Origin of the sequence: Salinarimonas sp. NSM (assembly GCF_052380005.1) — a bacterium.
GTDB lineage: Bacteria > Pseudomonadota > Alphaproteobacteria > Rhizobiales > Beijerinckiaceae > Salinarimonas.
Window position 1 is genome coordinate 1 of sequence record NZ_JBQTCJ010000067.1, and the last position, 24,390, is coordinate 24,390.

Below are 24,390 nucleotides of genomic sequence, written 5' to 3' on the forward strand. Positions count from 1 at the left end.
CCCTCGCGCCGCTCGCCCCGATCGCGCAGCCCGCCGCCGATGATCTGCCCGCGCCCGCCGCGGACGATCTGCCGGCGGCGGACCTTCCCGCCGTGGACGCGACGGCCCCGATCACCGCCTCGGCGCCGCTGCCCCCGCCGGCTCCGCCGCGCGACTCGCTTCCGGTGGCGACCCGGCCGGCCCAGCCCGCCGCGCCCAGCGGCCCGCTCCAGCTCTCGGCTCTGCCGCAGGCCGCGGTGCCCGCCGCCCAGCCGGCGGCGCCGACCGGGGGCTTCGCCGTCCAGCTCGCCATCCGCGGGTCGGAGGACAGCGCGCGGGCGGCGTTCGCGCAGCTGCAGGGGCAGTACGCGAGCATCATCGGCGACGGCCAGCCGATCATCCGCCAGGCGGTGGTCAACGGCAGCACGATCTACCGGGTGCGCGTCGGGCCCTACTCGCGCGAGCGCGCGACGCAGGCCTGCGACCAGATCAAGGCCGCCCAGGGCGACTGCTTCGTCGCGTCGAACCAGTGACGCGGCCCGCGTCCTCGCATCCTCCCCGCAGGGGAGGAGTCCGCGCGAAGCGCGGGCGGTGGGGCCGTTCGATCCTACGAGCGGGCCGGCCCGCTGTCCTCCCCACCCTCCGGCCTTCGGCCTCCGTCCTCCCCTGCGGGGAGGAGGCGGTCGGAGCGTGGTTGCGACCCTTCCCGTGAGGTGATCCCGTGCCCGCGTCCATGATCCTCGGCCTCGCCGGCACCGCCCTCGCGCCGGAGGAGGCCGCCTTCTTCCGGGAAGCGGACCCGTGGGGCTTCATCCTGTTCAAGCGCAACGTCGAGAGCCCGGGCCAGGTGCGGGCCTTGTGCGCGGCGCTTCGCGAGGCGGTGGGGCGCGATGCGCCGATCCTCGTCGACCAGGAGGGCGGGCGCGTGCAGCGGCTCGGCCCGCCGCACTGGCCGGCGCATCCGCCGGCCGCCGTCTACCATCGGCTCGATCGCCCGCTCGAGGAGAAGCTCGACCTCTGCCGGCTCGGCGCCCGGCTGATCGCCGCCGAGCTCGCCGCGGTCGGCATCGACGTCGACTGCGTTCCCTGCCTCGACGTGCCGGTGCCGGGCGCGCACGGCATCATCGGCGATCGCGCCTATGCCGACACGCCCGCCCTCGTCGCCCGCTACGGCAGGGCCGCCGCCGAGGGGCTGCTCGACGAGGGCGTCCTGCCGGTGATCAAGCACATCCCCGGCCACGGTCGGGCCGGCGTCGACAGCCACCTCGCGCTGCCGTTGGTCGAGGCGACGCAGGAGGAGCTCGAGGCGAGCGACCTCGCCCCCTTCGTGGCGCTCGCCGACATGCCGCTCGGCATGACCGCCCACGTCGTCTACGCCGCCTTCGACGCGCACGCCCCCGCGACGACGTCGCAGCGCGTGATCGCCGAGGTGATCCGCCGCGACATCGGTTTCGACGGGCTCCTGATGACCGACGACCTCGGCATGAAGGCGCTCGCCGGCGGCTTCGACGCGCGCGCCCGCGCGGCGCTGGCGGCGGGCTGCGACGTCATCCTGCACTGCTCGGGGGCCATGGACGAGATGCGCGCCGTTGCCGCCGTCGCGCCCGCGCTGGCGGGAGACGCCGCGCGGCGGGCGGATGCGGCGCTCGCGATGCGCCGGCGGCGCGCCGATCCGCTCGATCCTGTGGACGCACGCGCCCGCCTCGCCGCCGCGCTCGCCCCCGTGCTTGCTCCCGAGGCCCGAACCGGGTGATTCTCTCCCGCTGGAGCGGAGAGGAATCGAGTTGGGCAGCGCACGCACCATCGGCTTCGACGAGGAGGACCGCGCGCTCGTCCGCGAGGACGGCGAGCCCGCGCTGGTCGTCGACGTCGGCGGCTACGAGGGTCCGCTCGACCTGCTGCTCGATCTCGCCAGGCGCCAGAAGGTGGACCTGCGCGAGATCTCGATCCTGGCGCTCGCCGAGCAGTACATCGCCTTCGTCGAGGAGGCGCGGCGCATGCGCCTCGAGCTCGCGGCGGACTACCTCGTCATGGCCGCCTGGCTCGCCTACCTGAAGTCCCGCCTGCTGCTGCCCGAGCCGCCGAAGGGCGAGGAGCCCTCGGCGGAGGAGCTCGCCAGCGCGCTCGCCGAGCGCCTGCGGCGGCTCGAGCTGATCCGCGCAGCCGGCCGCGCGCTCGATGCTCGGACGCGTCTGGGCCGCGACATCCACGCCCGTGGCGCGCCCGAGCCGATCGCGGTGCGCACCCGCCCGCTCTACGAGGCGAGCCTCTACGACCTCCTGAAGGCCTACGCCGGCCAGCGCCAGAAGCAGGTCGCCTCCCGCGTGACGCTCAAGCGGCGCGTGGTCTGGTCGCTGGCGGAGGCGCGCGAGGCGCTGGAGCGGCTCGTCGGCCACGCGGTCGACTGGATGGTGCTCGACGACTGGCTGATGCGCTGGGCCACGACGCCGGCCGAGCGCGCCACGGTACGCGCCTCGGCGCTCTCCGCCTCCCTCGAGCTCGCCCGCGAGGGGCGTGTCGCGCTGCGCCAGGAGCGCGCCTTTGGGCCGATCTGGCTCAAGGCTTCGGGCGAGAAGCGGGCGGAGCCCGTGTCGCGGTGGGTCCCGGAGCCTCGGCCATGAACGTCGATCGCCGCTTCGCCGCGCTCTCCGAGCGGCTCTCCACCGAGATCGCGCAGGCGCGGCAGCACGCCGAGCATCTGCGCATGGCCGAGGCGCTCCTCTTCGCCAGCGCCGTGCCGCTCTCGGAGGCCGAGCTCGCCGAGAAGCTGCCGGCGGGCGCGCGGGTGCCGCGGCTGGTCGAGGATCTCGCGGCCTACTACGCCGGGCGCGGGGTCAATCTCGTGCGGGTCGCCGGCGGCTTCGCCTTCCGCACGGCGGAGGATCTCTCCTGGCTGATGGCCAAGGACGTGGTCGAGCCGCGCAAGCTCTCGCGCGCCGCGCTCGAGACGCTCGCCATCGTCGCCTACCACCAGCCGGTCACCCGCGCCGAGATCGAGGAGATCCGCGGCGTGTCGACGTCCAAGGGGACGCTCGACACGCTGATCGAGGCGGGATGGGTGCGCCTGCGCGGGCGCCGTCGCGCACCGGGCCGCCCGGTCACCTACGGCACGACCCGCGCCTTCCTCGACCATTTCGGGCTGGACGCCATCGGCGACCTGCCGGGCCTCGAGGAGCTGAAGGGATCGGGCTTCTTCGACGGCCGCCTGCCGCCGGGCCTCTCCGTGCCGCTGCCGTCGGACGACGATGCGCTGCGCGAGGACGAGGAGCCGCTCGAGGCGGACGACCTGTTCGTGCCGCTGGAGGCGGAGGGGGACGAGGACGATCAGGGGGACGACGCGTAGGGCGTGTGCAAACTGAGAGGTTTCGTACATCGCCGCCGAACCCCGTCCTTCCCCTACAGCGAGGCGTTCCGGACTTGTGTGGAAAAGCGAAGCTGTAGTAGGGTTCAAAGCCTTTCTGAGCTTGAAAAATGCCGAACCTGACTGTCAGCCCGAATTCGGGCCGGAACCAGCTGAAGGATTTGCTGCAAACTTCGGTCCGCGGCCTACCTCTGATGTTCTGCCGCAACCCGAGGTGCCGCAACTTCGGCGTGGCCCCTCGTGACCTTCCCGTCACCCAGCGCGCTCTCCGCAACCCCGCCGAGGTCGGGCGCTACACGATCGACTTCGTCGGGCCCAACACCCGAATCGTTTGCGAAGCATGCTTCAGCAAGCCGACCGTCTACTCCCACAAAGCAATCTTAAATGAAGTGGATCGTCAAGAGAACAAATCAGGAACTATTTACGATGCTTCTTGTCCGCACCCGATGTGCGACAACCTCGGCAAGACAGTTCGCGACCACCCGGCTCTGTTCTGGCGGCATGGAAAGACCTCGGCAGGTCGCCCGCGCTTCAAGTGCAAGGCCTGCGGCGCCGTCGTGACCGAGAAGGCGATCCGCTTCGCCAACGCCAGGCGTGAACACACGAATACGCGGATCGTGAAGGGGCTCGTCAACGCCGCTGGCATTCGCAACCTGATGGACCTCGAGGACATGACCGCCGAGGAGGTCTACGGCCACATCGACGCCATTCATCGTGCGTTCGTGCGCTTCGAGCGTGATCGCCTCGCCAGGATCCCGAGCCTGCCCACGTCACGTCCCTTTCACCTGTCGATCGACTTTCAAGATATTTTCGTGAACTGGCCCAACCGGAACGACCGCCGCAACACGGTTATCACGTCAATCGCGAGCGCCTGCAATCACACCGGCTTCATCTACGGTCACGACCTCGCCTACGATCCGACGATCGGCAGCTGCTGGCAGGAGTTCAAGCGGCTTCTCGCGCTTGGCGATTACCGGAACCTCCACGTTCATCGGCTCTCGTCGCGCTACCAGCCGAAGGCGTTCCTCTATGCCGCTCTGGTGGAGGCGCTCGACGAGCGTGAGCATATGGGCGTCACTCCCGAGCTCCAGGCGCTGGAGGCCGAGATGCAGGCGAGCGGGATCCAGCCACCCGGCGACCATGAGCCGATACCGCCCCGCCGCGGCGCGATCGTAGACAAGAGCTACCTCGCCTTCGCGCACATGATTCGGCTCGAGGGGATGCTTCCGCGAGCAGCCGAGCTGCGCTTCTCGGTCGATCTCGACGGCTCCACGATCGCCGCGGTCCTCTCGGTTTTCCAGCAGCGCATCTCCGATGGAAAGGTCGGCGCGGGCGTCGTGCTGGTGGACAAGCAGATGCGACGCGACGAGAAAGAGAGACGCGCCGGCCGTTCACGGGAGGCGTTCAGCCAATTCTGCGAAGACAGAGGCTTCCAACGAAAAGACCGCGAGGCCCGGCAGGCGTTCATCGAGGAGCGCACGCTGCCTGGTTCGACCAGGCGCGGCTTTCCGTTCTGGAAACTCCCTATCGAGACCGTCTATGAGCCCGCGAAAGAGGTCGCGGTCGTATGCCTGCCTCATGGCCCTGACCATCTCGACCGCGATGCGGAGCAGGTTGATCTGCTCGACCTCGCGAGCCTGCATGGCGTCGATTCATACTTCAGCATGCTCCGGAACCGCATAGCCTACCTGTCGCGCCCCGGCGCCACCCAGAACGCCCGCGTCTGGCACGCGAAGGCAGCCTATTCGGCAGAGCGCGTTCAGAAGGTCCTCGACATCGCCCGGATCTACTACAATTTCGTCCGCCCTCGATCGCGGACGGTTCATGGCAAGCTGCTCGGGGAAGCGCGTGGGGAGAAGCGCACACCAGCAGAGAGGCTCGGCATCGCGAATGGTCCCGTCGAGCTCAAGCGCATCCTCTACTACGACCGATGAGGGCTGGATCTACACGGTGTGGACCGTTAGGCAGCCAAGCGCCCACCGTCGATCAATTGAACGGCTACGCGAGGTCGAAACCAACGTCAGGGGTCAGCCTTCGCTCATAGTGCGAGATGCAACGGACAGAACGCGTCATGTCTTCTTAGAAGATCGCGGGATCACTATCGGCATCGTTGCACGAGGATGCTTCCCGGCGTTGCTTCTCAGCGGCCCTCCACTTGCGCAGCGCACGCTCGATCCGATCGGCGATCGCCGGGTCGAGCGGGCACAACGGCAGACGTACCGCCGGATCGACTTGCATGCGTTTGGAGAGCAGCGATTTGAGCGCGGCCGGGTCCGGTTCGGAGCCGAGCACCTCCAGGAGCGAGTTCAGCGGTGCTTCTCCGGCGGAGGCCGCAGCGAACTCACCGCACTCGCAAAGTCGTTCGACCTCGCATCGCAGCCTGGGCGCAATGTTGGCGACCACGGATATGCTTCCGACGGCACCGGCGAGCCGGTTCTCGACGCTCCGCCCGCCCTGGAACGCGAGAACCGGAACGCGTCCCGCGCTGCGCACGATCCGACGGATGTCGCTCGGATCGCCCGACGAATGGACGAAGGCGGCACAGGTGGGGTTGCGCGCGAGGCGGGCCACGGTCTCGTCCGACAGATCGAGCGCCGTCCGATCGGGTTCGACGGAAACGAGAACCGGCAGAGGCGTCGCCGAGAACAGCTCTTCGAAATGCGCGACGATGCCGGCTTGCGTCGGCTTGTTGTAGAACGGCACGCACACGAGCAGGCCGTCTGCGCCCTCGGCGGCGGCATCCCGCGCCAGAGCGACCGCTTTGCTTGTCGCGTTCGCGACCACGGCCGCGACGACCGGCACGCGGCCGCCCGTCTCGTCGACGACCGCACGGATCGCCGTGCGGCGCTCGGTCGGGGTCAGCGTGGGCGCCTCCCCGACCCAGGATCCGACCAGCAGTCCGTCGATGCCCTCGTCGAGTTGCCACCGCGTCAGCCGTCGCAGGGCTGGCACGTCGACGCCGTCTGGTCCGAAGGGCGTGACGAGGGCGGTGGTCGTTCCCGTCAGCATGAGAACCTCCATCGAGCGGTGCTATTCACCGCGGCCTCCCTCCTCGGCCGTCTGCGAGCGACTGCCCACCCGCTCGCTCTCGTTCGTCTCGACGTCGCCGCGCGCCTCGGCGCGCTCGACTTCGACGACACGCCGGATGAAGGGAACGAAGACGTAGGCTCCCAGGGCGGCGAGCGCGACGCCGATGGCGACGCTCACCGCCCAGTGCAGACCGAGGAGCCCCCCGGTCGCCCAAGCGGTCGCGAGGGCGAGGCCGAACACCTCGACGCCGACGATGACGGCGACGCTCGCGATGACGAGCGACGCCATCGCCTGCTTCGAACCATGAGCGCGGCTCATCGGACGACCACGAGATCGCCGCGACGGTTCGCGGCGATCTCCCCGAGCATCAACGTGGCCGCCAGGATGGCGAGCGTGCGGTCCCGGTGAACGGCCTCGACCTGATGCGTCGGGTCGAGATCACCCGATCGGAGCCGCAAGCGGCAGGTCCACGCCTCGCGGGCGATGACGCGCGAGAGGCTCGTGCGCCGATCCGGAACCGTATCGTAGACGGTTTCGCGGCGGAGCCGGTCGACGTCCCAATCGGGGTGGAACCTCTCGAGCAGCAGGAACGCCACCTCGAGGTAGGCGCCCGCCTCGATGCAGCGTTCGGCACGTGCCGCCGTCGGGAGTTCGGGCGGTGCGCAGAGCGTGTCGATCGCATCGCGCATAAGTTCCGCTGTCGGCTCCCCGGCCGCTTCGACGCGCGCGAGCAGGCCGGTCGTCGGCCGATCGACGAACAGAGTGGGCATGTGTCAGCCTCCCAGGGAGCGAAAGACGTCGAGCGTCGCGTTCGTCTCGCGAACGGCGTCGCGCTTTCCGCAGCTCTCGAAGCGGGCGTAGGACAGCGCCGCACGCCGCGAGGCGAAGCAGCCGCCGTAGAGGCCGGCGGTGTCGCGCACGACCCAGCGTCCGCGCCGGTCGCGCCCCACGACGAAGATGCGGTCTCCATCGGGCATCGTCATTGCAGCACCCAAAAGGAATTCGGCATGTGCGCGAGGACGCGGATCGCCATGGCGCCGAGGACGAGGATCGAGAGGCAGCCCATCTGGACGAGGAACTCGCCGATAGCCGCCAGTCGAGATAGGGGTCGGGAAGCTTCACTGTCTGTAGTCACGTTGCGTCTCGCCGTTGATTGCGATGCGATCAAGATGGCGAGAGGGGCATAAAGGCTCGATACGATTTTCGTGGCCAAGATGTAAAAATGCTTTTATGTAGAAGCGTCGCCGGAACTGTCTTGCCCGCATTCGTCTCGGCGCACTCGAATCCTCTTTATGGATTTTTTATATTTTCGGCCGTGATTCCACCGCGCATTTTTATGCGCCTTCACGGTAGCTGTCCCGATACCCGCCCCGACGTGGGCTCATTCGGGAGAGCGTCCATGCTCGACATCGTCTTTCTCGCCCTCGGGCTCGCCGTGTTCGGCCTTCTGGCCGGCTACGCGCGCGGCCTCGAGCGGCTTTGAGCCGGAGGTCGCCCCCATGACCTTCGAACTCGTTCTCGGCGGCCTCGCCGCCGCCGGTCTCGCCGCCTACCTCGTCGCCGCGCTGTTGCGGCCCGAGCATTTTTGAGGAGGCCGCGATGACCTTTTCCGACTGGTTCCAGATCCTCCTCTTCGTCGCCGTCGCGAGCGCCACCGCGATCCCGCTCGGGCGCTATGCGGCCTCCGTGTTCGAGGGGCGCGTGCGCGTCCTCGCGCCGGTCGAGACCGGCTTCTACAAGCTCGCCGGCGTCGATCCGGCGCGCGAGCAGGGCTGGCTCGGCTACACCTTCGCGGTGCTCGCCTTCAACGCGGCCGGCTTCGCGGTGCTCTACCTGATCCTGCGTCTCCAGGGTGTGCTGCCCGTCAATCCGCAGGACTTCGGGGCGGTCGACACCGATCTCGCCTTCAACACGGCCGTCTCGTTCACGACGAACACGAACTGGCAGGCCTATGGCGGCGAGACGACGCTCACCCACTTCGCCCAGATGGCGGGTCTGACGACGCAGAACTTCGTCTCGGCCGCGACCGGGATCGCGGTGGCGATCGCGGTGACCCGCGCCTTTGCCCGCTCCTCGGCGCGCACGCTCGGCAATTTCTGGGTCGATCTCACCCGCTGCACGCTCTACCTGCTGCTGCCCATGGCGATCGTCGTGGCGCTGGCGCTCGTCGCGCTCGGCGTGCCGCAGACGCTGGAGGGCTCCTTCGTCGCGCAGACGGTGGAGGGCGCCGAGCAGGTGATCTCGGTGGGGCCGGCGGCGTCGCAGGTGGCGATCAAGCAGCTCGGCACCAACGGCGGCGGCTTCTTCAACGTCAACTCGGCGCACCCGCTCGAGAACCCGTCCTATTGGACGAACGCGCTCCAGCTCTGGGCCATCGTCGCGATCCCGCTGGCGCTCGCGGTCACGTTCGGCCGCATGACCGCGCGCGACCGGGACGGCTACGTGCTCCTCTCGGTGATGGCCGGCGCGCTCCTCGTCTTCACCGGCCTCGCCTACTGGGCGGAGAGCGCGGGCAACCCGATCGTCCAGGCGCTCGGCGTCGCGGGTGGCAACATGGAGGGCAAGGAGGTCCGCTTCGGCGAGGTGATGTCGACGCTCTGGGCCGCCTTCACCACCGGCGCCTCCAACGGCTCGGTCAACTCCATGCACGACTCGTTCACGCCGCTCGGCGGCCTCGTGCCGCTCTTCCTGATGCAGCTCGGCGAGATCCTGCCCGGCGGCGTCGGCTCGGGGCTCTACGGCATGCTGGTCTTCGCGATACTCGCCGTCTTCGTGGCGGGCCTGATGGTGGGCCGCACGCCGGAATATCTCGGCAAGAAGATCGAGGCGAAGGACGTGAAGATGGCGATGCTCGCCGTCCTCGTGATGCCGCTCTTCATCCTGGGCTTCACGGCGGTCTCGGCAGTGATGCCGGCGACGCTGGCGAGCCTCCAGGACGCCGGCCCGCACGGTCTCTCCGAGATCATGTACGCCTACACGTCGGGCGCCGGGAACAACGGCTCGGCCTTCGCCGGCTTCGGCTCGGACACGTATTGGTACAACACCACGATCGGCCTCTCGATGCTGTTCGGGCGTTTCGCCATCATCGTGCCCGTGATGATGATCGCCGGCTCGCTCCTCGCCAAGCCCCGGCTCGCCCCCTCGCAGGGCACCTTCCCGACCGACACGCCGCTCTTCGCCGGCCTGCTGGCGGGCGTGATCCTGATCTTCGGCGGCCTGCAATTCTTCCCCGCTCTCGCGCTGGGCCCCATCGTCGAGCACTTCATGATGCTCGACGGGACCCTCTTCTGAGCGCACGGAGGCACATCCCATGACCACGCATTCCCAGGCGACGGCCGCCGCGCCGTCCACCCTCTCCGGCGCGCTCGTCACCCGCGCGCTGCGCGACGCGCTCGTGAAGCTCGACCCGCGCAAGCTCGTGCGCAATCCGGTGATCTTCGTCACCGAGGTGGTGGCGCTCCTGGTCACCATCCTCTTCGTCCGCGACCTCGTCGCGGGCGGGGACGCCCTCTTCACCGGCCAGATCGCCGCCTGGCTCTGGTTCACGGTCCTGTTCGCGAACTTCGCCGAGGCCATCGCGGAAGGGCGCGGGCGCGCCCAGGCCGACACGCTGCGGCGCGCGCGCACCGACACGGTGGCGAAGCGCCTCGCCGATCCCGCGCGCCGCGACATCTTCCAGAAGGTCCCGGCGGAGGACCTGCAGGTCGGCGACGTGGTGCTGGTCGAGGCGCGCGACCTGATCCCCTCCGACGGCGACGTGATCGAGGGTGTCGCGTCCGTGAACGAGGCCGCGATCACCGGTGAGAGCGCGCCCGTCATCCGCGAATCGGGCGGCGACCGCTCGGCGGTGACCGGCGGCACGACCGTCGTCTCCGATTGGCTCGTGGTGAAGATCACCGCGGGCCCGGGCGCCTCCTTCATGGACCGCATGATCGCGCTCGTGGAAGGCGCCGAGCGGCAGAAGACGCCCAACGAGATCGCCCTCGACATCCTGCTCGCGGGCATGACCATCGTCTTCCTGATCGCGGTGGTGACGCTGGCGGGGCTCGGCGCCTATTCCGGCGCGGCGCTGGCCGTGCCGGTGCTGGTGGCGCTCCTCGTCACGCTGATCCCCACCACGATCGGCGGGCTGCTCTCGGCCATCGGCATCGCCGGCATGGATCGCCTGGTGAAGTTCAACGTGCTCGCCATGTCGGGCCGCGCGGTGGAGGCGTCGGGCGACGTCGACACGCTCCTCCTCGACAAGACCGGCACGATCACCTTCGGCAACCGCATGGCCTCCGAGCTGATCGCCGTGCCCGGCGTCACCGAGCGCGAGCTGGTGGAAGCCGCGGTGCTGGCCTCGCTCGCCGACGAGACGGCGGAGGGCCGCTCGATCATCGAGCTCGCCCGCGACCGCTACCGTGCGACCATCCCGCAAACGCCGCAGATGGCCGACGAGGCGGAGTTCGTCGCATTCTCCGCCGCGACGCGCCTGTCGGGCGTCGACGTCGGCGGGCGGCGGCTGCGCAAGGGTGCGGTGGATGCCGTGCTGCGCTTCGCACAGGGCGAGCCGTCGCAGCAGCCCTTCCAGGCGCCGCAGGCTTTCACCGCGGCGGTGGAGCGGATCGCGCGCTCGGGCGGCACGCCGCTCGGCCTCACCGACGGCGCGCGCATCCTCGGCGTCATCCACCTGAAGGACGTGGTCAAGCCCGACATCAAGGAGCGTTTCGCGGAGCTCCGCCGCATGGGCATCCGCACCGTGATGGTGACGGGAGACAACCCGGTCACCGCCGCGGCCATCGCCGGCGAGGCGGGCGTCGACGACTTCATCGCGGAGGCGACGCCCCAGGACAAGCTCGACTACATCCGCCGCGAGCAGGCGGCGGGCCGCCTCGTCGCCATGTGCGGCGACGGCACCAACGACGCGCCCGCGCTCGCCCAGGCGGACGTCGGCGTCGCCATGCAGACCGGCACGCAGGCCGCCCGGGAGGCCGGCAACATGGTGGATCTCGATAGCGACCCGACGAAGCTCATCGAGATCGTCGGCATCGGCAAGCAGCTGCTGATGACCCGCGGCGCGCTGACCACGTTCTCGATCGCCAACGACGTGGCGAAGTACTTCGCCATCATCCCGGCGCTCTTTGTTGCGGCGCTGCCGCAACTCGGCGCGCTCAACGTGATGGGGCTCGCGACCCCGCAGAGCGCCATCCTGTCGGCGGTGATCTTCAACGCCCTCGTCATCGTGGTGCTGATCCCGCTCGCCTTGAAAGGCGTTTCCTACCGGCCGGTCGGCGCGGCCACCCTGCTTCGCCGCAACCTCGCCCTCTACGGGCTCGGCGGTCTCGTCGCGCCCTTCGTCGGCATCAAGATCATCGACATGGCGATCTCCGCCGTCGGTCTCGCCTGAAGGAGGCCAGAACCATGACGAACTACGCACGCACCATGGGCGAGCCGGAGCGCCGCCCCGCCCGCCCCGAGCCCGCCGAGCACGGCCGGTCCGAGCGCCCGCCGCGGCTCACGGCGACGATCCGCCCGGCGATCACGATGATCGTCGCGTTCACGCTCCTCACCGGCATCGCTTATCCGTTGGCGATCACCGGCGTCGCGCAGGCGGTATTTCCTCATCAGGCCGCAGGCAGCCCCGTCGTCGACGCCGACGGCCGCACCGTCGGCTCGGCGCTTGTCGGCCAGGCCTTCGACGGCGAGGAATGGTTCCGGCCGCGCCCGTCGGCGGCGGGCTACGATGGCTCCGCCTCCACCGGCTCGAACCTCGGGCCGACCAGCGCCGACCTGATCGCGCGCATCCAGGCGGACGTCGCGCGCCTGCGGGCGGAGGGCGTCGAGGGGCCGATCCCCGTCGACCTCGTCACCGCCTCGGGCTCGGGGCTCGACCCGGACATCTCGCCGGAAGCGGCCTATATCCAGGTCGCACGCGTCGCCGCCGCCCGGGGGCTTCCCGAGGCGGAGGTGCGCGCCCTCGTCGACGCGCAGGTCGAGCGCCCCGCATTCGGCATCTTCGGCGAGGCGAAGGTGAACGTGCTCGCGCTCAACCTCGCGCTCCGCGAAGCGGCCGAGCGCTGAGGTATCGCGTCGGCCCGGCGGGATCGGGTCGAACGCACCGCGCTTTCGTCTTCGCAAGATCGTTCCCGACGGCGTACCGCTACGCTACGGGGCGATGCCCGAGAAGACGACGAAAGAGGACGACGGATGGCGCCGGACGATCAGCGAGCCTCCCCCGAAGCACTTCTCGCGCTCGCCGAGCGCGAGGGCCGCGGGCGGCTGAAGATCTTCCTCGGCGCCTTCCCGGGCGCCGGCAAGACCTACGCGATGCTCCAGGCCGCCCGCGCCGCCCGCGCGGACGGCCTCGACGTCGTGGCGGGCGTAATCGAGACCCACGGGCGGGCGGAGACGCAGGCCCTTCTCGACGGGCTCGAGGTCCTGCCGCGCGCCTCGTTCCCCTATCGCGGACGCATGGTCGAGGAGTTCGACCTCGACGGCGCGCTCGCGCGGGCGCCGAAGCTGCTCCTCGTCGACGAATACGCCCACACCAACGCGCCCGGCTCGCGCCACCCCAAGCGCTGGCAGGACGTGCAGGAGCTGCTCGCCGCCGGCATCGACGTCTGGACGACGCTCAACGTCCAGCACCTCGAGAGCTTGAACGACGTCATCCAGCGCATCACCAAAGTGCGGGTGCGCGAGACGATCCCCGACGGCGTCTTCGAGAAGGCCGACGACGTCGTCCTCGTCGACGTGACGCCCGACGAACTCCTCAAGCGCCTCGCCGCCGGCAAGGTCTACGTCCAGGACACCGCGACCCGCGCCGTCGAGCACTTCTTCCGCACCTCGAACCTTCTTGCGCTGCGCGAACTCGCCCTGCGCCGCGCCGCCGAGCGGATCGACGCCGATCTCGTCGAGCGCATGCAGGGCGGCGCCATCGAGGGCCCCTGGGCCGCGGGCGAGCGTATCCTCGCGCTGGTGGGCCCGGACGCCTCCTCCCACACCGTGGTGCGCAGCGCCAAGCGGCTGGCCGACCTCATCGGCGCCCCCTGGTTCGCGATCACGGTCGAGCAGCCCGAGCGCTCGCTCGACCCGAAAGTGCGCCGGCGCGTGGCGCAGGCGCTGCGGCTGGCCGAGAGCCTCGGCGCGCAGACGCAGGTGCTGGTCGGCCGCGACATCGTCGGCGAGGCCCTGCGCTTCGCGCGCTTCGAGAACGTGACGCAGGTCGTCATCGGTCGCTCGCGCCGCGGCGCGCTCGCCCACGCGCTCGGGCGCGCGCTCCCCGAGCAGGTGATGCGCCACGCCGACGACATCGCGGTCCACGTCGTCACCGCCCCGCGCGAGGCGCGCGGCCCGCGCGGCTGGCGCGCGAAGCTCGCACGCCTGGTTCCCGAGCGCGCCGAGCGCGCGAGCGCCTATGCCTGGTCGGCGCTGGGCGTTCTCGTCGCCCTCGTCGTCGGGCTCGGCATGGCGGCCTTCGTCGCCGTGCCGAACGTCTCGATGGTGTTCATCCTCGCCGTCGTGCTCTCGGCGGTCGCCTTCGGCTTTCGTCCGGCGATCCTCGCCTCGGTGCTCTCCTTCCTGGCCTACAATTTCTTCTTCATCGACCCGCTCTACACCTTCACCATCGCCCAGCCGCACGAGCTCCTGGCGCTCTTCATCTTCCTCGCCATGGGCGTCGTCACCTCCGCGGTCGCCGCGCGGGCGCGCCAGCAGGCGGTGGCGGCGGGCACGCGGGTAAAGGCGACGCGGCGGCTCTACGAGTTCGCGCGCAAGATGTCGGCGCTGCCCACCGCCCAGGCCGTCGCCGACGGCGCGGTGGCCGAGATCCACACCATCCTCCAGCGCCCCGTCGTGCTCCTCCTGCCGACCGACGGCGAAGTGGCGCTCGCCGCCGCCTGGCCGCCGGAGGACGGGCTCGCCGTCGCGACGCTCTCCGCAGCCCGCTGGGCCTACGAGAAGAACGAGCCCGCTGGCGCCGACACCGGCACGCTGCCGAACGTGCCGTGGTACCTCGTGCCGCTGCGCGGCAGCGCGGGGCCGATCGGCGTTCTGGGTGTCGCCGAACCCGCCGACGGCGTCCCCATCGAGGACGAGGCCCGCGCGCTCCTCGACACTTTGGCCGAGCAGACCTCTGCCGCGCTCGAGCGCGCGCGGCTCTCCCGCGAGATGGCGGCCGTGAAGACCGCCGCCGAGACCGAGCGGGTGCGCAACATCCTGCTCGCCTCGATCAGCCACGATTTCCGCACCCCGCTCGCCTCGATCCTCGGCGCAGCGACGAGCCTGCGCGATCTCGGCCCGAAGCTGCCCGAGGACGCCCGCGCCGATCTCCTCGCCCAGGTCCGCGAGGAGGCGGAGCACCTCGACGCCATGGTCAGGAACCTCCTCGCGATGACCCGGGTCGAGGCCGGCGCGCTCGAGATCAATTCGACCTGGATCGACGTCGCCGAGCTGATCGACCGCGTGGTCGCCGCCGCGAAGCGCCGCGGCGCGCCGCAATCGTTCGCGGTCGCGGTCGAGCCCGGCCTGCCGCTCGTGCGCGGCGATCATAGCCTGCTCGACCAGACGCTGACCAACATCGTCGGCAACGCCATTCGCTACGGCGGGTCCGACGTCCGCATCGCGCTCTCCGCGAGGCGCGAGAGCGATATGCTCGCCATCACCATCGCCGACGACGGCCCGGGTATTCCGCCCGACGTCCTGCCCCATGTCTTCGAGAAATTCGTGCGCGCCCGCAACGGGCACGCCGACGGCGGCGAAGGCTCGGGGCTCGGCCTCGCCATCGCCAAGGGCGTCGTCGAAGCACACGGCGGCACGATTCGGGCCGAGAGCCCGGTCGCACATCGCCGCGGGGCCGCCTTCACGATCCACCTTCCGCTCTCATCGGAGGAAACCTCGCCATGAGCCGAGGCACCCGCATCCTCGTCGTCGACGACGAGCCCGCCATCCACCGCTTCCTGAAGCCCTCCCTCGTCGCTGAAGGCTACGATGTCGTCCAGGCCATGACCGGCGAGGCGGCGGTCGATGGCGTCGCCGCCGAAAAGCCCGACATCGTGCTGCTCGACCTCGGCCTGCCGGATCTCGACGGCAAGGAGGTGATCCGTCGGGTCCGCGCGTTCTCCGAGGTTCCTATCGTCGTCCTCTCCGCCCGCGAGCGCGAGGCGGAGAAGATCGAGGCCCTCGACCTCGGCGCAGACGACTTCATCAACAAGCCCTTCGGCGTGGGCGAGCTGATGGCACGGCTGCGCGCGGCCCAGCGCCACGCCATGCGCCGCCAGGGCGAGCAGCCGGTTCTGAAAGCCGGCGAGATCGAGGTCGACGTGCCGGCGCGCCGTGTGCTGCGCGGCGGCGACGACGTGAAGCTCACCCCCAAGGAGTTCGAGCTCTTCGCCTTCCTGGTTCGCCATGCCGGGCGGGTGCTCACCCACGGGCAGATCCTCAACGCGGTCTGGGGTCCGGCTCACGCCCACGACACCCAGTACCTGCGCGTCTACGTGAAGGCGCTGCGCCAGAAGCTCGAGGCCGATCCGAGTGCGCCGGCGCTCATCCTCACGGAGTCGGGGGTGGGGTATCGCATCGCCGAGGCCTCCGCCTCGGCGAGAACCGGAGCGGAGACGTGACGATGTCCCTGCGCGACGGGCCGTCGATCGACATCGAAGATCCCGACGCACGCCGTCTCGAGTCTCGGCGTGTGATGATCCGCTTCGGACTTCGCATGGTGATCATCGTCTGCGTCGCCATCATGGCTGCGCTCGACGGTGCCGCAGCCGCGCGGGCGCTTCACCGGCTCTTGCTTCTCGGCTTCTACGTTTGCCTCATCCTGAGCGTGTTGCGGCGGGAGCGCTTCAATGCGCCCGTCCTGAACGGGATGGACGAGGCGATCTGGTATCTCATGCTCGCCGTCGTGGTCGGATTGTTCGTCGATCCGTCCGTGGTGGTCGAGAGCGGAACAGATGGGTGAGGATGACGACGATGGGTGCGAACGTACGAAAACGGGCGCGACAGCGCGCAGGAAGGATGACCCTACTCGTCTTCGCGGGAACGGCCGGCCTTCTCCTGATCTCGAGCGCGATCTGGTGAGTGTGCGATGAACACGAGGCAGATCAGCAACCGCTTCGGCGTCGGCGTGCCGGGTCTGCGTCCGATCGCGGCTCTCGTCGGCGGCACTCTGGTCGCGCTCGGAACGACCATGGCCGCGCCGCTCATCCTCGATCTCGCCTTGGCCAATCCTGACTGGCGCGCGTTCACGGCCGGCATGATCTTCACTATCGGCTTCGGCGCGCTGCTGCTCGTCATCGGGCGAGGCGGCCTCGACACTGGCCTGTCGCTGCGCCAGGCTTTCGTCCTCACCCCGACCGCGTGGACCGCCGTCGCCCTGTTCGCCGCGCTCCCGCTGTATTTCTCGGACTACGCCCAGCTTCGTGACAGCTTCACCAACTCGTTTTTCGAATCCATGTCGGGCCTCACCACGACCGGCTCGACGGTCATCGTCGGCCTGGATGCCGCACCGCCCGGCCTGCTCCTCTGGCGCGCGATCCTGCAATGGCTCGGCGGCATCGGCATCGTCGCCACCGCCATCGCCATCCTGCCGGCGCTCGGGGTCGGCGGCATGCAGCTCTTCCGCACCGAGAGCTCCGACCGGTCGGAAAAGGTTCTGCCGCGGATGCGTGACATCGCGGCCGCCATCGGCGGCGTCTACCTGACCATCACCGTCGCTTGCGCCCTCTGCTATTGGGCCGCGGAGATGACGATGTTCGAGGCCGTCGCCCACGCGCTCACCACCGTCTCGACCGGCGGGTTCTCAACGTCCGATATGTCGATGGGCAAGTTCGGGCCGGAGGTGCATTGGATCGCGGTGGTCTTCATGCTCGCCGGCGCCATCCCCTTCGTCCTCTACGTCCAGATGGCCCGCGGACGCGGCGACATCTTCTTCGACAGCCAGGTGCGCACACTGCTCGGACTCCTCGCCGCGGTCATTCTGCTCGTCGCGATCTGGCTCACCGCCAGCGACACCTACGCGTTCGCCGATGCGGCACGCCACGCCGCTCTCAACGCCGTCTCCGTCGTGACGACGACGGGCTACGCGTCGACCGACTATCTCGTCTGGGGCAATTTCGCGGTGGGCCTCTTCTTCGCGCTCACCTTCATCGGCGGCTGCACCGGCTCCACCTCGGGCGGGATGAAGATCTTCCGTTTCGAGGTGATGGCACTCATGCTCCGCAACCACTTCAGGCGCCTGATCTACCCGCGCGGGGTGTTCAGCCAGACCTATGCGGGCAAGCCGCTGCCCGACGACGTGGTCGGCTCGGTCGTGGTGTTCATCTCGCTCTTCTTCGTCTGCTACAGCCTCGTCACGCTCGCGCTGATGACCTTCGGGCTGGACTTCGTGACCGCCATCAGCGCCTCGGTCACGGCGATGGCGAATGTCGGCCCGGGGCTCGGCCCCATCATCGGCCCCGCCGGCAACTTCGCGCCGCTGCCCGATGGCGCGAAGTGGATCTTGAGCTTCGCCATGCTTCTAGGACGCTTGGAGCTGTTCACTGTGCTGATCTTGTTCACGCCGGGGTTCTGGAAGGAGTGACACCGCACTGATCGGCCGGCATATCGCGAGGCGACACCGCAAAGCGATCGAGATCGCGCGGTCCTACCCCCGCGCATCGACGCGAAACCTGAGGCACGCTTCGCTGCGGACCGCCACAAGGGCAGCCGAGGTTCGGTTCGCAGCGGATCGATCCGGATTATATTCTGCTCGAATCTCGCCCGCCTAACCTATCGCGGAAAATGATAGTGGAAAAATGCCTCCGCCGACTCGCGCGACTGCATAGCAAAATCCTGAGCTTCTCCAGGAGCACAACTTCTATCTCTCCGTGTTAACGACCTCTAGTCGCCGCCACGTTTGGCAGATAAGCGGCAAATCCGCGGTCTTCCACACAAGTCCTGAACGCCTCGTCCCCTACAGGGAAGGAGACTGCCTTCGTCGATTGTCCGAACGAGCCATTCCGAAAGGGTCGAGAGAGCCGGGCAGAGCCCGCAGCGTCAGATGTCGAGGTCGATCGTCTCGGCGAAGGCGGCGCGCTCGGAGATGAAGGCGAAGCGGGCCTCCGGCTTGTTGCCCATCAGGCGCTCGATCGCGTCCGACGTCGCCTCGCGGTCGTCGGCGACGATGGCGACGCGCAGGAGCTTGCGCTTGGCCGGATGCATCGTCGTCTCCTTGAGCTGGGCGGGCATCATCTCGCCCAGGCCCTTGAAGCGGCTGACCTCCACCTTGGCGTTGGCCTTGAACTCGCTCCTCGTCAGCCGCTCGCGCTCCGCCTCGTCGGCGGCGTAGACCGACTTCGCGCCGTGGGTGAGCTTGTAGAGCGGCGGGACCGCCAGGTAGAGATGCCCGCCGTCGATCAGCCGCGGCATCTGGCGGTAGAAGAAGGTGATCAGCAGCGAGGCGATGTGGGCGCCGTCGACATCGGCGTCCGTCATGATGATGACCTTCTCGTAGCGCAGGTCGTCGTCGCGATAGTGCGCGCCGGTCCCGCAGCCCAGCGCCTGGACGAGGTCCGCGAGCTGCTGGTTGGCCGCGAGCTTGTCGCGACCGGCCGAGGCTACGTTGAGGATCTTGCCGCGAAGCGGCAGCACGGCCTGCGTCTGCCGGTCGCGCGCCTGCTTGGCCGAGCCGCCGGCCGAGTCGCCCTCCACGATGAACAGCTCGGAGCCGGCCGCGCCCGCATTGGTGCAGTCGGCGAGCTTGCCGGGAAGCCGCAGCTTGCGCGTCGCGGACTTGCGGGCGACCTCCTTCTCCTGGCGCCGCCGCAGGCGCTCCTCGGCGCGGTCGATCACCCAGTCGAGCAGCTTCGCCGACTGCGCCGGCGAGGACGCCAACCAATGGTCGAAGGCGTCGCGGATCGCGCTCTCGACGATGCGCGAGGCCTCGAGCGTGGCGAGCTTGTCTTTCGTCTGGCCCTGGAACTCCGGCTCGCGGATGAAGACCGAGAGCATGGAGGCGCAGGTGACCATGACGTCGTCCGCCGTGACCGCGCTCATGCGCTTCTGCTGGTTCACCCGCTCGGCGTGGTCGCGCAGCCCGCGCAGCAGCGCGATGCGCAGGCCCGACTCGTGCGTGCCGCCCTCGGGCGTCGGGATCGTGTTGCAATACGAGGAGGAGAACCCGTCCTCGCCGTTGGCGAGCCACGCGATCGCCCATTCGAGCGAGCCGTGGCCGCCCGGCTTGGTGATCTTGCCCGAGAAGAGCTGGTCGGCGACGAGCTCCTTGCCGGCGATCTCGGCGGAGAGATAGTCGCTCAGCCCGTTGGGGAACTTGAACGTCGCCTCCGCCTCGTAGCCCTCGCCCGGCACGACGAGCGCGGGGTCGCAGCGCCAGCGGATCTCGACTCCGCCGAAGAGGTAGGACTTCGAGCGCGCCATCTTGAACAGGCGCAAGGGGGAGAACTTCGCCTGCTCGCCGAAGATCTGCACGTCGGGCTTGAAGCGCACCCGCGTGCCGCGGCGGTTGTGCACGCGACCGACCGTCTCCAGCGGCCCCAGCGCGTGGCCGCGCGAGTAGACCTGGCGGTAGAGCGTCTGGCCGCGGGCGACCTCGACCTCGAGCCGCTCGGACAGCGCGTTGACCACCGAGACGCCGACCCCGTGCAGGCCGCCGGAGGTCTCGTAGACCTTCGAATCGAACTTGCCGCCGGCGTGCAGCGTGGTGAGGATCACCTCGAGCGCCGACTTGCCCGGAAACTTCGGGTGCGGGTCGATCGGGATGCCGCGGCCGTTGTCGGTGACGGTGATGAAGCCGTCCGCCCCCAGCTCCACCTCGATGAAGCTCGCGTGGCCGGCCACCGCCTCGTCCATGGAATTGTCGATCACCTCGGCGAAGAGGTGATGGAGCGCCTTCTCGTCGGTGCCACCGATGTACATGCCCGGGCGCCGGCGCACGGGCTCGAGGCCCTCCAGCACCTCGATGGCGGAGGCGTCGTAGCCGTCCTCGCCGACGGAACCTTGAGAGTGGCCCTGCGCCGCCTTTCCGGCCGCGCGCGCGCCGCGCCTCGCCGCGGGCGCGGCCGTGGGCTCCTCCAGCTTGCGCGCCGCCCCGCCCTCGAAGAGATCGTCCCCGTTCGCCATGAAGCCGCCCGTCTCCGCCGCTCGAATCGGTCCACGCGCGCGGATGCGCGCCACCTGCCTCTATAGGAGAACAAAAGACCAACTGCAAAACCGAACAGGCCCGCGGGCGCGCCCGCGCGCACTTCTCCACAGGCCGCGCCGCCGCGTGACGCGTGCCTAGGCCCTTGCCTCGCGGGGCGTCCCGGCCGATGTAGGGTACATGCTGCCGAAATTCGACGAGATCGTCGCGAACCTCGAGTTCCTCGACGACTGGGAAGAACGCTACCGCTACGTGATCGAGCTCGGGCGCCTGATGCCCGAGCTGCCGGAGGGCGCGCACACGGAGGCGAACCGCGTGCACGGCTGCGCGAGCCAGGTCTGGCTCGAGACCCGCCGCGAGGATGGCGGCGCGGGCGATCCCGTGCTCGTCTTCCGCGGGGATTCCGACGCGCACATCGTGCGGGGCCTCGTGGCGCTGCTGGTGGCGCTCTATTCCGGCAAGCCCGCGTCCGAGATCTCGACCACCGACGCGGTGGAGATCTTCGATCGGCTGGGCCTGCGCGAGCACCTTACGCCCCAGCGCTCCAACGGCGTGCGCGCCATGGTCGAGCGCATCCGCCGCGACGCGATCGCGGCGAAGGTGGGGTGAGGGGCGCCGTCATCCCGGATGCCGAAGGCAGTGCGGGACCCGGAACCTCCGGAGCCTCGAAGAGCGGCGTGCGCAGGCCGCGGCGCTCGACGCGTCCTTCGGCATTCCGTGGACGCGCGCGCTTCCGCGCACGCTCATCGAGCACCTGTGGATCTGGGTCCCGGATCGGCTTCGCCGTCCGGGATGACAGGATCAAACGGCGATCGGCGCCTTGATGGCCGGGTGCGGGTCGTAGCCCTCGACCGCGATGTCCTCGAAGCGGAAGGCGAAGAGGTCGGTCACGTTCGGGTTCAGCACCAGGCGGGGGAGGGGGCGCGGCGCGCGCGCGAGCTGCTCCTTCGCCTGCTCGAGGTGATTCAGGTAGAGGTGCGCGTCGCCCAGCGTGTGGACGAAGTCGCCGACGCCGAGCCCCGTCGCCCGCGCGATCATGTGGGTGAGCAGCGCGTAGCTCGCGATGTTGAACGGCACGCCCAGGAACACGTCCGCCGAGCGCTGGTAGAGCTGGCAGGAGAGCCGCCCCTCCGCGACGTAGAACTGGAACAGGCAATGGCACGGCGCGAGCGCCATCCGCTCGAGGTCCGCCGGGTTCCAGGCGGAGACGACGAGGCGGCGCGAATCGGGGTTGCGGCGGATCTCGTTCACGACCCAGTCGATCTGGTCGATGGTGCGGCCGTCGGGTGCCTCCCAGGAGCGCCACTGCTTGCCGTAGACGGGCCCGAGCTCGCCGTCGGCATCCGCCCACTCGTCCCAGATGGTGACGCCGTTCTCCTGGAGCGTGTGCACGTTGGTGTCGCCGGCGAGGAACCAGAGCAGCTCGTGCACGATCGAGCGGATGTGCAGCTTCTTCGTCGTGACGAGCGGGAAGCCTTCGGCGAGGTCGAAGCGCATCTGATGCCCGAACACCGACCGCGTCCCGGTCCCCGTGCGATCGGACTTCTCGACGCCGTCGTCGAGGATGCGCTGGAGGAGGGCGTGGTACTGGTGCATGGGCGGGGCTCCTGGGGAGGGGGAGCTTACATCCGACGTGCCGATCTCGCACCCGGCGTACAGGTGTTTCCACAGGACTGGTCGCGGTGGGCGACTGTGAGGTCGTCCGGTCGAGCATGACGGATCGTGATCAGCTCGAGCGGCTGCAGGGTGCAGCCGGTCCCTCGGCGAACAGGGCCGAGCGCAGGCCCGAGGTGCGAACGCACCTTTGCCGTCATGCGGCCTTCGCCGCGGCGCCGCGATGGCGTATGGCTCGCGCCGAACGCATCGCGCAGACCCCGAGATGACGCAGACCCGAAGGGAGACCGACACCATGGCCGACATCACCCGCGCGCAGGCGCGCACCATCGTCGAGACCGCGCTGGCCACCGGCCGCGAGCGCGGCTTCAAGCCGCTCGCGATCGCCGTCTACGACGCCCGTGGCGCGCTCAAGGCCTTCGAGGCGGAGGACGGCACGTCGCTCAAGCGCGGCGAGATCGCCATGGGCAAGGCCTTTGCGGCGGTGGCGCTCGGCGTGCCCTCGCGCACCATCAACGCGATGGCGCTCGAGCGCCCGCACTTCGTCGGGGCGCTCGGCGGGGTGGTCGGCGGGCCGTTCGTGCCGGTGCCGGGCGGGGTGCTCGTGAAGGCGAGCGACGGGTCGCACGCCGGCGCGGTCGGCATCTCGGGCGACACGTCCGACAACGACGAGGCGGCCGCGCTCGCCGGGATCGCCGCGGCCGGGCTCGAGGGCGTCACTGGCGCCTGAGCCGCCGCGGCGGAGGGCGGATCAGTCCTCGACGACGAAGGCGCCGCGGGCGGGGTCCGTCGTGTCCGGGCCCGCGCAGGCGAAGGCGTGCTCGCCCACCTGGTCGGTCTCGAAGAGGATCTGCCCGATCGTGCCGGGCGCGACGATCCACGCGCCCGCCGCCTCGTCGTAGGCGGCGTCGATGGCGCTCGCGACCGTCGCCTCGTCGATGAGCGTCGGCGCCGCGAAGGCGCCGGCCGCGTCGGTGCCGTTGACGATCTGTAGTGTCAGCGTCTCGCCGGCGGGGAGCGGCGCGCGGTCCGGGCGGCAGACGATCCGGCCATCCTCGATGCCCATGGCGATCTCGACGGCGACGGGCTCGGCCGACTGGGCGAGGGGCACGTCGGCCGTCGGCTCGCCGGGCTGGACCTGCGCGTGGCTCGGCGAGGCGGTCGCGAAGCAGGCGAGCGTGAAGGCTGCGAGGACGGCGTCGCGCACGCGTGTCGGCGTGCGCGCGGCGTCGTCCGAGGTCACGGCGGTGCTCCGACGAGGAGCAGGCATCGATGACGTCATGGAGATTCTCCCGAAGAACGTGCGTATCGAACGGGAAACGAACGCGGGCTCGTCGTGCGTCGTTCCGGCCGGGGGGCGTGCGTCGTTCCGGCCGGGGGGCGTGCGGCCGCCGGCGGCAAGCCGGACGTGCCGCCGGAGCGCGGAGGCCGCGAGGGGAGGCGTCAGGAGGCGTTCGCGCACATCCAAATTGTGGATTGGGGCGGATATCGCGTGCTTCGGACGTCCCGAGTCGAGACGCACGGCGTCTCCTTTGTTAGACACATCAGTCGAGACGTGCTCGCGGCGCTCGGAATCGCGGCGAGCGCGCGCCTTTTTGCGTGCCGGTGTCTTTACAAGGCTCCGGTTTTTGGGCACTCTGGCATGCGAGGGCGGAAGTAAACCGCCTCGTCGACCGCTTTATAAGCAATTCTATGCGATACGCCAGAAGAGCCAAGAGACCGGTCTGAGGGGTGCTTGTTTTCGGACCGGCTCGTTGCGCCTCGTCGCGATCAGCTCCAGTCCCGAAACACACGTGTGTGGGCGTTCAACGTCAGCTGCAAGAGCGCGAGAGCGAGAGAATACATGGGTCGAGGTCGAGAGTTCCGCGATTCGGGCCGTCGTGGGTTCGATGATGATTTCGGTGGTCAGCGTCGTGCTGACTTCTTCGAGCCGCGCGCGGAACGCGGCTCCTTCGGTGGCGGCGCCCCCAGCGCGCCGCGCCCCGTCGGCGGGCCGGTCGTCGACGCCGTCGTGAAGTGGTTCAACCCCGAGAAGGGCTTCGGCTTCGTCGAGGTCGCTGACGGCACCGGGGACGCGTTCCTGCACATCCGCGCGGTCGAGGCCGCCGGCCACAGCGACCTGCAGCCGGGCACCCGGCTCGAGGTGCGCACCGCGCAGGGCCAGAAGGGGCCGCAGGTCACGGAGGTGATCTCGGTCGATACGTCCACGGCGGAGGCGCCCGCGCCGCGCGCGCCCGGCGGCTTCGGCGCCGGCCCCCGCACGCCGCGTCCGCCCCGCCCGGGCTTCGGC

General features: G+C 69.7%; 23 protein-coding genes. 16 read left to right on the forward strand and 7 right to left on the reverse strand.

Going from position 1 to position 24,390, the window contains the following annotated elements; genetic code table 11:
* The 5 genes from ACTZWW_RS19355 to ACTZWW_RS19375 form a co-directional block, all read left to right on the forward strand.
* Positions 1 to 512 (forward strand): SPOR domain-containing protein (locus ACTZWW_RS19355; RefSeq protein WP_444782605.1); only part of this gene is annotated, 512 nt, incomplete at its 5' end.
* Positions 513 to 712: 200 nt separating this feature from the next.
* On the forward strand, positions 713 to 1,732 hold the full coding sequence (gene nagZ / locus ACTZWW_RS19360) for a beta-N-acetylhexosaminidase (protein WP_444782627.1): 1,020 nt from the start codon (positions 713 to 715) through the stop codon (positions 1,730 to 1,732).
* Between the two features lie 31 nt (positions 1,733 to 1,763).
* Positions 1,764 to 2,600, forward strand: coding sequence for a segregation and condensation protein A (locus ACTZWW_RS19365; RefSeq protein ID WP_444782606.1), 837 nt, complete (start codon positions 1,764 to 1,766; stop codon positions 2,598 to 2,600).
* On the forward strand, positions 2,597 to 3,322 hold the full coding sequence (gene scpB / locus ACTZWW_RS19370; RefSeq protein WP_444782607.1) for an SMC-Scp complex subunit ScpB: 726 nt from the start codon (positions 2,597 to 2,599) through the stop codon (positions 3,320 to 3,322). Before ACTZWW_RS19365 ends, scpB begins: the two co-directional genes overlap by 4 nt.
* A 128-nt stretch (positions 3,323 to 3,450) precedes the next feature.
* Positions 3,451 to 5,274: a hypothetical protein gene (locus ACTZWW_RS19375; RefSeq protein WP_444782608.1), complete on the forward strand. Its 1,824-nt coding sequence runs from the start codon at positions 3,451 to 3,453 to the stop codon at positions 5,272 to 5,274.
* A gap of 145 nt (positions 5,275 to 5,419) precedes the next feature.
* Here ACTZWW_RS19375 and ACTZWW_RS19380 read toward each other — a convergent pair whose 3' ends face one another.
* Genes ACTZWW_RS19380 through ACTZWW_RS19395 form a run of 4 tightly spaced genes read right to left on the reverse strand, consistent with a single transcriptional unit; the run spans position 5,420 to position 7,353 of the window.
* A complete protein-coding gene (locus tag ACTZWW_RS19380; RefSeq protein ID WP_444782609.1) occupies positions 5,420 to 6,349 on the reverse strand; it encodes a dihydrodipicolinate synthase family protein in 930 nt (309 codons plus the stop codon).
* Between the two features lie 21 nt (positions 6,350 to 6,370).
* Positions 6,371 to 6,658 carry a hypothetical protein gene (locus ACTZWW_RS19385; RefSeq protein WP_444782610.1) on the reverse strand — a complete coding sequence of 96 codons (288 nt, stop codon included), beginning with the start codon at positions 6,656 to 6,658 and terminating at the stop codon, positions 6,371 to 6,373.
* A gap of 26 nt (positions 6,659 to 6,684) precedes the next feature.
* Positions 6,685 to 7,140 carry a hypothetical protein gene (locus ACTZWW_RS19390; protein ID WP_444782611.1) on the reverse strand — a complete coding sequence of 152 codons (456 nt, stop codon included), beginning with the start codon at positions 7,138 to 7,140 and terminating at the stop codon, positions 6,685 to 6,687.
* Between the two features lie 3 nt (positions 7,141 to 7,143).
* Positions 7,144 to 7,353 (reverse strand): hypothetical protein, encoded by a 210-nt coding sequence (locus ACTZWW_RS19395; protein WP_444782612.1) that lies wholly within the window; start codon positions 7,351 to 7,353, stop codon positions 7,144 to 7,146.
* Between the two features lie 516 nt (positions 7,354 to 7,869).
* On the opposite strand from ACTZWW_RS19395, the gene kdpF reads away from it, so the two are divergent.
* The 8 genes from kdpF to ACTZWW_RS19435 all read left to right on the forward strand — a co-directional run bounded on the left by kdpF (position 7,870) and on the right by ACTZWW_RS19435 (position 17,930).
* Complete coding sequence (kdpF, locus tag ACTZWW_RS19400) at positions 7,870 to 7,959, forward strand: K(+)-transporting ATPase subunit F (RefSeq protein ID WP_444782613.1); 90 nt, start codon at positions 7,870 to 7,872, stop codon at positions 7,957 to 7,959.
* A 10-nt stretch (positions 7,960 to 7,969) separates the two neighbouring features.
* Positions 7,970 to 9,661, forward strand: coding sequence for a potassium-transporting ATPase subunit KdpA (kdpA, locus tag ACTZWW_RS19405; RefSeq protein WP_444782614.1), 1,692 nt, complete (start codon positions 7,970 to 7,972; stop codon positions 9,659 to 9,661).
* 19 nt (positions 9,662 to 9,680) lie between these two features.
* Positions 9,681 to 11,759, forward strand: a complete 2,079-nt coding sequence (gene kdpB, locus ACTZWW_RS19410; RefSeq protein WP_444782615.1) for a potassium-transporting ATPase subunit KdpB — start codon at positions 9,681 to 9,683, stop codon at positions 11,757 to 11,759.
* A gap of 14 nt (positions 11,760 to 11,773) precedes the next feature.
* Positions 11,774 to 12,433, forward strand: a complete 660-nt coding sequence (gene kdpC, locus ACTZWW_RS19415; protein ID WP_444782616.1) for a potassium-transporting ATPase subunit KdpC — start codon at positions 11,774 to 11,776, stop codon at positions 12,431 to 12,433.
* Positions 12,434 to 12,559: 126 nt separating this feature from the next.
* Positions 12,560 to 15,253, forward strand: coding sequence for an ATP-binding protein (locus ACTZWW_RS19420; RefSeq protein ID WP_444782617.1), 2,694 nt, complete (start codon positions 12,560 to 12,562; stop codon positions 15,251 to 15,253).
* Complete coding sequence (locus ACTZWW_RS19425) at positions 15,250 to 15,969, forward strand: response regulator (protein ID WP_444782618.1); 720 nt, start codon at positions 15,250 to 15,252, stop codon at positions 15,967 to 15,969. The genes ACTZWW_RS19420 and ACTZWW_RS19425 overlap by 4 nt, the downstream gene beginning before the upstream one ends.
* A gap of 2 nt (positions 15,970 to 15,971) precedes the next feature.
* Complete coding sequence (locus ACTZWW_RS19430; protein WP_444782619.1) at positions 15,972 to 16,310, forward strand: hypothetical protein; 339 nt, start codon at positions 15,972 to 15,974, stop codon at positions 16,308 to 16,310.
* A 126-nt stretch (positions 16,311 to 16,436) separates the two neighbouring features.
* Entirely contained in the window at positions 16,437 to 17,930 is a 1,494-nt protein-coding gene (locus ACTZWW_RS19435; protein ID WP_444782620.1) for a TrkH family potassium uptake protein, read from the forward strand.
* Positions 17,931 to 18,385: 455 nt separating this feature from the next.
* On the opposite strand, the gene parE is transcribed toward ACTZWW_RS19435, so the two are convergent.
* Positions 18,386 to 20,467 (reverse strand): DNA topoisomerase IV subunit B, encoded by a 2,082-nt coding sequence (parE, locus tag ACTZWW_RS19440; RefSeq protein ID WP_444782621.1) that lies wholly within the window; start codon positions 20,465 to 20,467, stop codon positions 18,386 to 18,388.
* Between the two features lie 199 nt (positions 20,468 to 20,666).
* Here parE and ACTZWW_RS19445 point away from each other — a divergent pair, with 199 nt between their 5' ends.
* Positions 20,667 to 21,095 carry a SufE family protein gene (locus ACTZWW_RS19445; RefSeq protein WP_444782622.1) on the forward strand — a complete coding sequence of 143 codons (429 nt, stop codon included), beginning with the start codon at positions 20,667 to 20,669 and terminating at the stop codon, positions 21,093 to 21,095.
* A 192-nt stretch (positions 21,096 to 21,287) separates the two neighbouring features.
* Here the strand turns inward: ACTZWW_RS19445 and ACTZWW_RS19450 are convergent, their stop codons facing one another.
* The gene (locus ACTZWW_RS19450; RefSeq protein WP_444782623.1) at positions 21,288 to 22,082 is read right to left on the reverse strand and encodes a thymidylate synthase; all 795 of its coding nucleotides are present in this window, start codon (positions 22,080 to 22,082) and stop codon (positions 21,288 to 21,290) included.
* A gap of 313 nt (positions 22,083 to 22,395) precedes the next feature.
* Between ACTZWW_RS19450 and ACTZWW_RS19455 the strand changes: the two genes are divergently transcribed.
* Entirely contained in the window at positions 22,396 to 22,830 is a 435-nt protein-coding gene (locus ACTZWW_RS19455; protein WP_444782624.1) for a GlcG/HbpS family heme-binding protein, read from the forward strand.
* 21 nt (positions 22,831 to 22,851) lie between these two features.
* On the opposite strand, the gene ACTZWW_RS19460 is transcribed toward ACTZWW_RS19455, so the two are convergent.
* The gene (locus ACTZWW_RS19460; RefSeq protein WP_444782625.1) at positions 22,852 to 23,343 is read right to left on the reverse strand and encodes a cupredoxin domain-containing protein; all 492 of its coding nucleotides are present in this window, start codon (positions 23,341 to 23,343) and stop codon (positions 22,852 to 22,854) included.
* Between the two features lie 600 nt (positions 23,344 to 23,943).
* Here ACTZWW_RS19460 and ACTZWW_RS19465 point away from each other — a divergent pair.
* Positions 23,944 to 24,390: cold-shock protein (locus ACTZWW_RS19465; protein ID WP_444782626.1), on the forward strand; the 447-nt coding region annotated here is incomplete at its 3' end.

What these genes read in the sequence shown, in the direction of transcription:
- nagZ (WP_444782627.1), top strand. Translation starts at nt 713, where the DNA reads ATGATCCTCGGCCTCGCCGGCACCGCCCTCGCGCCGGAGGAGGCCGCC.
- scpB (WP_444782607.1), top strand. Translation starts at nt 2,597, where the DNA reads ATGAACGTCGATCGCCGCTTCGCCGCGCTCTCCGAGCGGCTCTCCACC.
- ACTZWW_RS19375 (WP_444782608.1), top strand. Translation starts at nt 3,451, where the DNA reads ATGCCGAACCTGACTGTCAGCCCGAATTCGGGCCGGAACCAGCTGAAG.
- ACTZWW_RS19380 (WP_444782609.1), bottom strand. Translation starts at nt 6,349, where the DNA reads ATGCTGACGGGAACGACCACCGCCCTCGTCACGCCCTTCGGACCAGAC.
- ACTZWW_RS19385 (WP_444782610.1), bottom strand. Translation starts at nt 6,658, where the DNA reads ATGGCGTCGCTCGTCATCGCGAGCGTCGCCGTCATCGTCGGCGTCGAG.
- ACTZWW_RS19390 (WP_444782611.1), bottom strand. Translation starts at nt 7,140, where the DNA reads ATGCCCACTCTGTTCGTCGATCGGCCGACGACCGGCCTGCTCGCGCGC.
- ACTZWW_RS19395 (WP_444782612.1), bottom strand. Translation starts at nt 7,353, where the DNA reads ATGACGATGCCCGATGGAGACCGCATCTTCGTCGTGGGGCGCGACCGG.
- kdpF (WP_444782613.1), top strand. Translation starts at nt 7,870, where the DNA reads ATGACCTTCGAACTCGTTCTCGGCGGCCTCGCCGCCGCCGGTCTCGCC.
- kdpA (WP_444782614.1), top strand. Translation starts at nt 7,970, where the DNA reads ATGACCTTTTCCGACTGGTTCCAGATCCTCCTCTTCGTCGCCGTCGCG.
- kdpB (WP_444782615.1), top strand. Translation starts at nt 9,681, where the DNA reads ATGACCACGCATTCCCAGGCGACGGCCGCCGCGCCGTCCACCCTCTCC.
- kdpC (WP_444782616.1), top strand. Translation starts at nt 11,774, where the DNA reads ATGACGAACTACGCACGCACCATGGGCGAGCCGGAGCGCCGCCCCGCC.
- ACTZWW_RS19420 (WP_444782617.1), top strand. Translation starts at nt 12,560, where the DNA reads ATGGCGCCGGACGATCAGCGAGCCTCCCCCGAAGCACTTCTCGCGCTC.
- ACTZWW_RS19425 (WP_444782618.1), top strand. Translation starts at nt 15,250, where the DNA reads ATGAGCCGAGGCACCCGCATCCTCGTCGTCGACGACGAGCCCGCCATC.
- ACTZWW_RS19430 (WP_444782619.1), top strand. Translation starts at nt 15,972, where the DNA reads ATGTCCCTGCGCGACGGGCCGTCGATCGACATCGAAGATCCCGACGCA.
- ACTZWW_RS19435 (WP_444782620.1), top strand. Translation starts at nt 16,437, where the DNA reads ATGAACACGAGGCAGATCAGCAACCGCTTCGGCGTCGGCGTGCCGGGT.
- parE (WP_444782621.1), bottom strand. Translation starts at nt 20,467, where the DNA reads ATGGCGAACGGGGACGATCTCTTCGAGGGCGGGGCGGCGCGCAAGCTG.
- ACTZWW_RS19445 (WP_444782622.1), top strand. Translation starts at nt 20,667, where the DNA reads ATGCTGCCGAAATTCGACGAGATCGTCGCGAACCTCGAGTTCCTCGAC.
- ACTZWW_RS19450 (WP_444782623.1), bottom strand. Translation starts at nt 22,082, where the DNA reads ATGCACCAGTACCACGCCCTCCTCCAGCGCATCCTCGACGACGGCGTC.
- ACTZWW_RS19455 (WP_444782624.1), top strand. Translation starts at nt 22,396, where the DNA reads ATGGCCGACATCACCCGCGCGCAGGCGCGCACCATCGTCGAGACCGCG.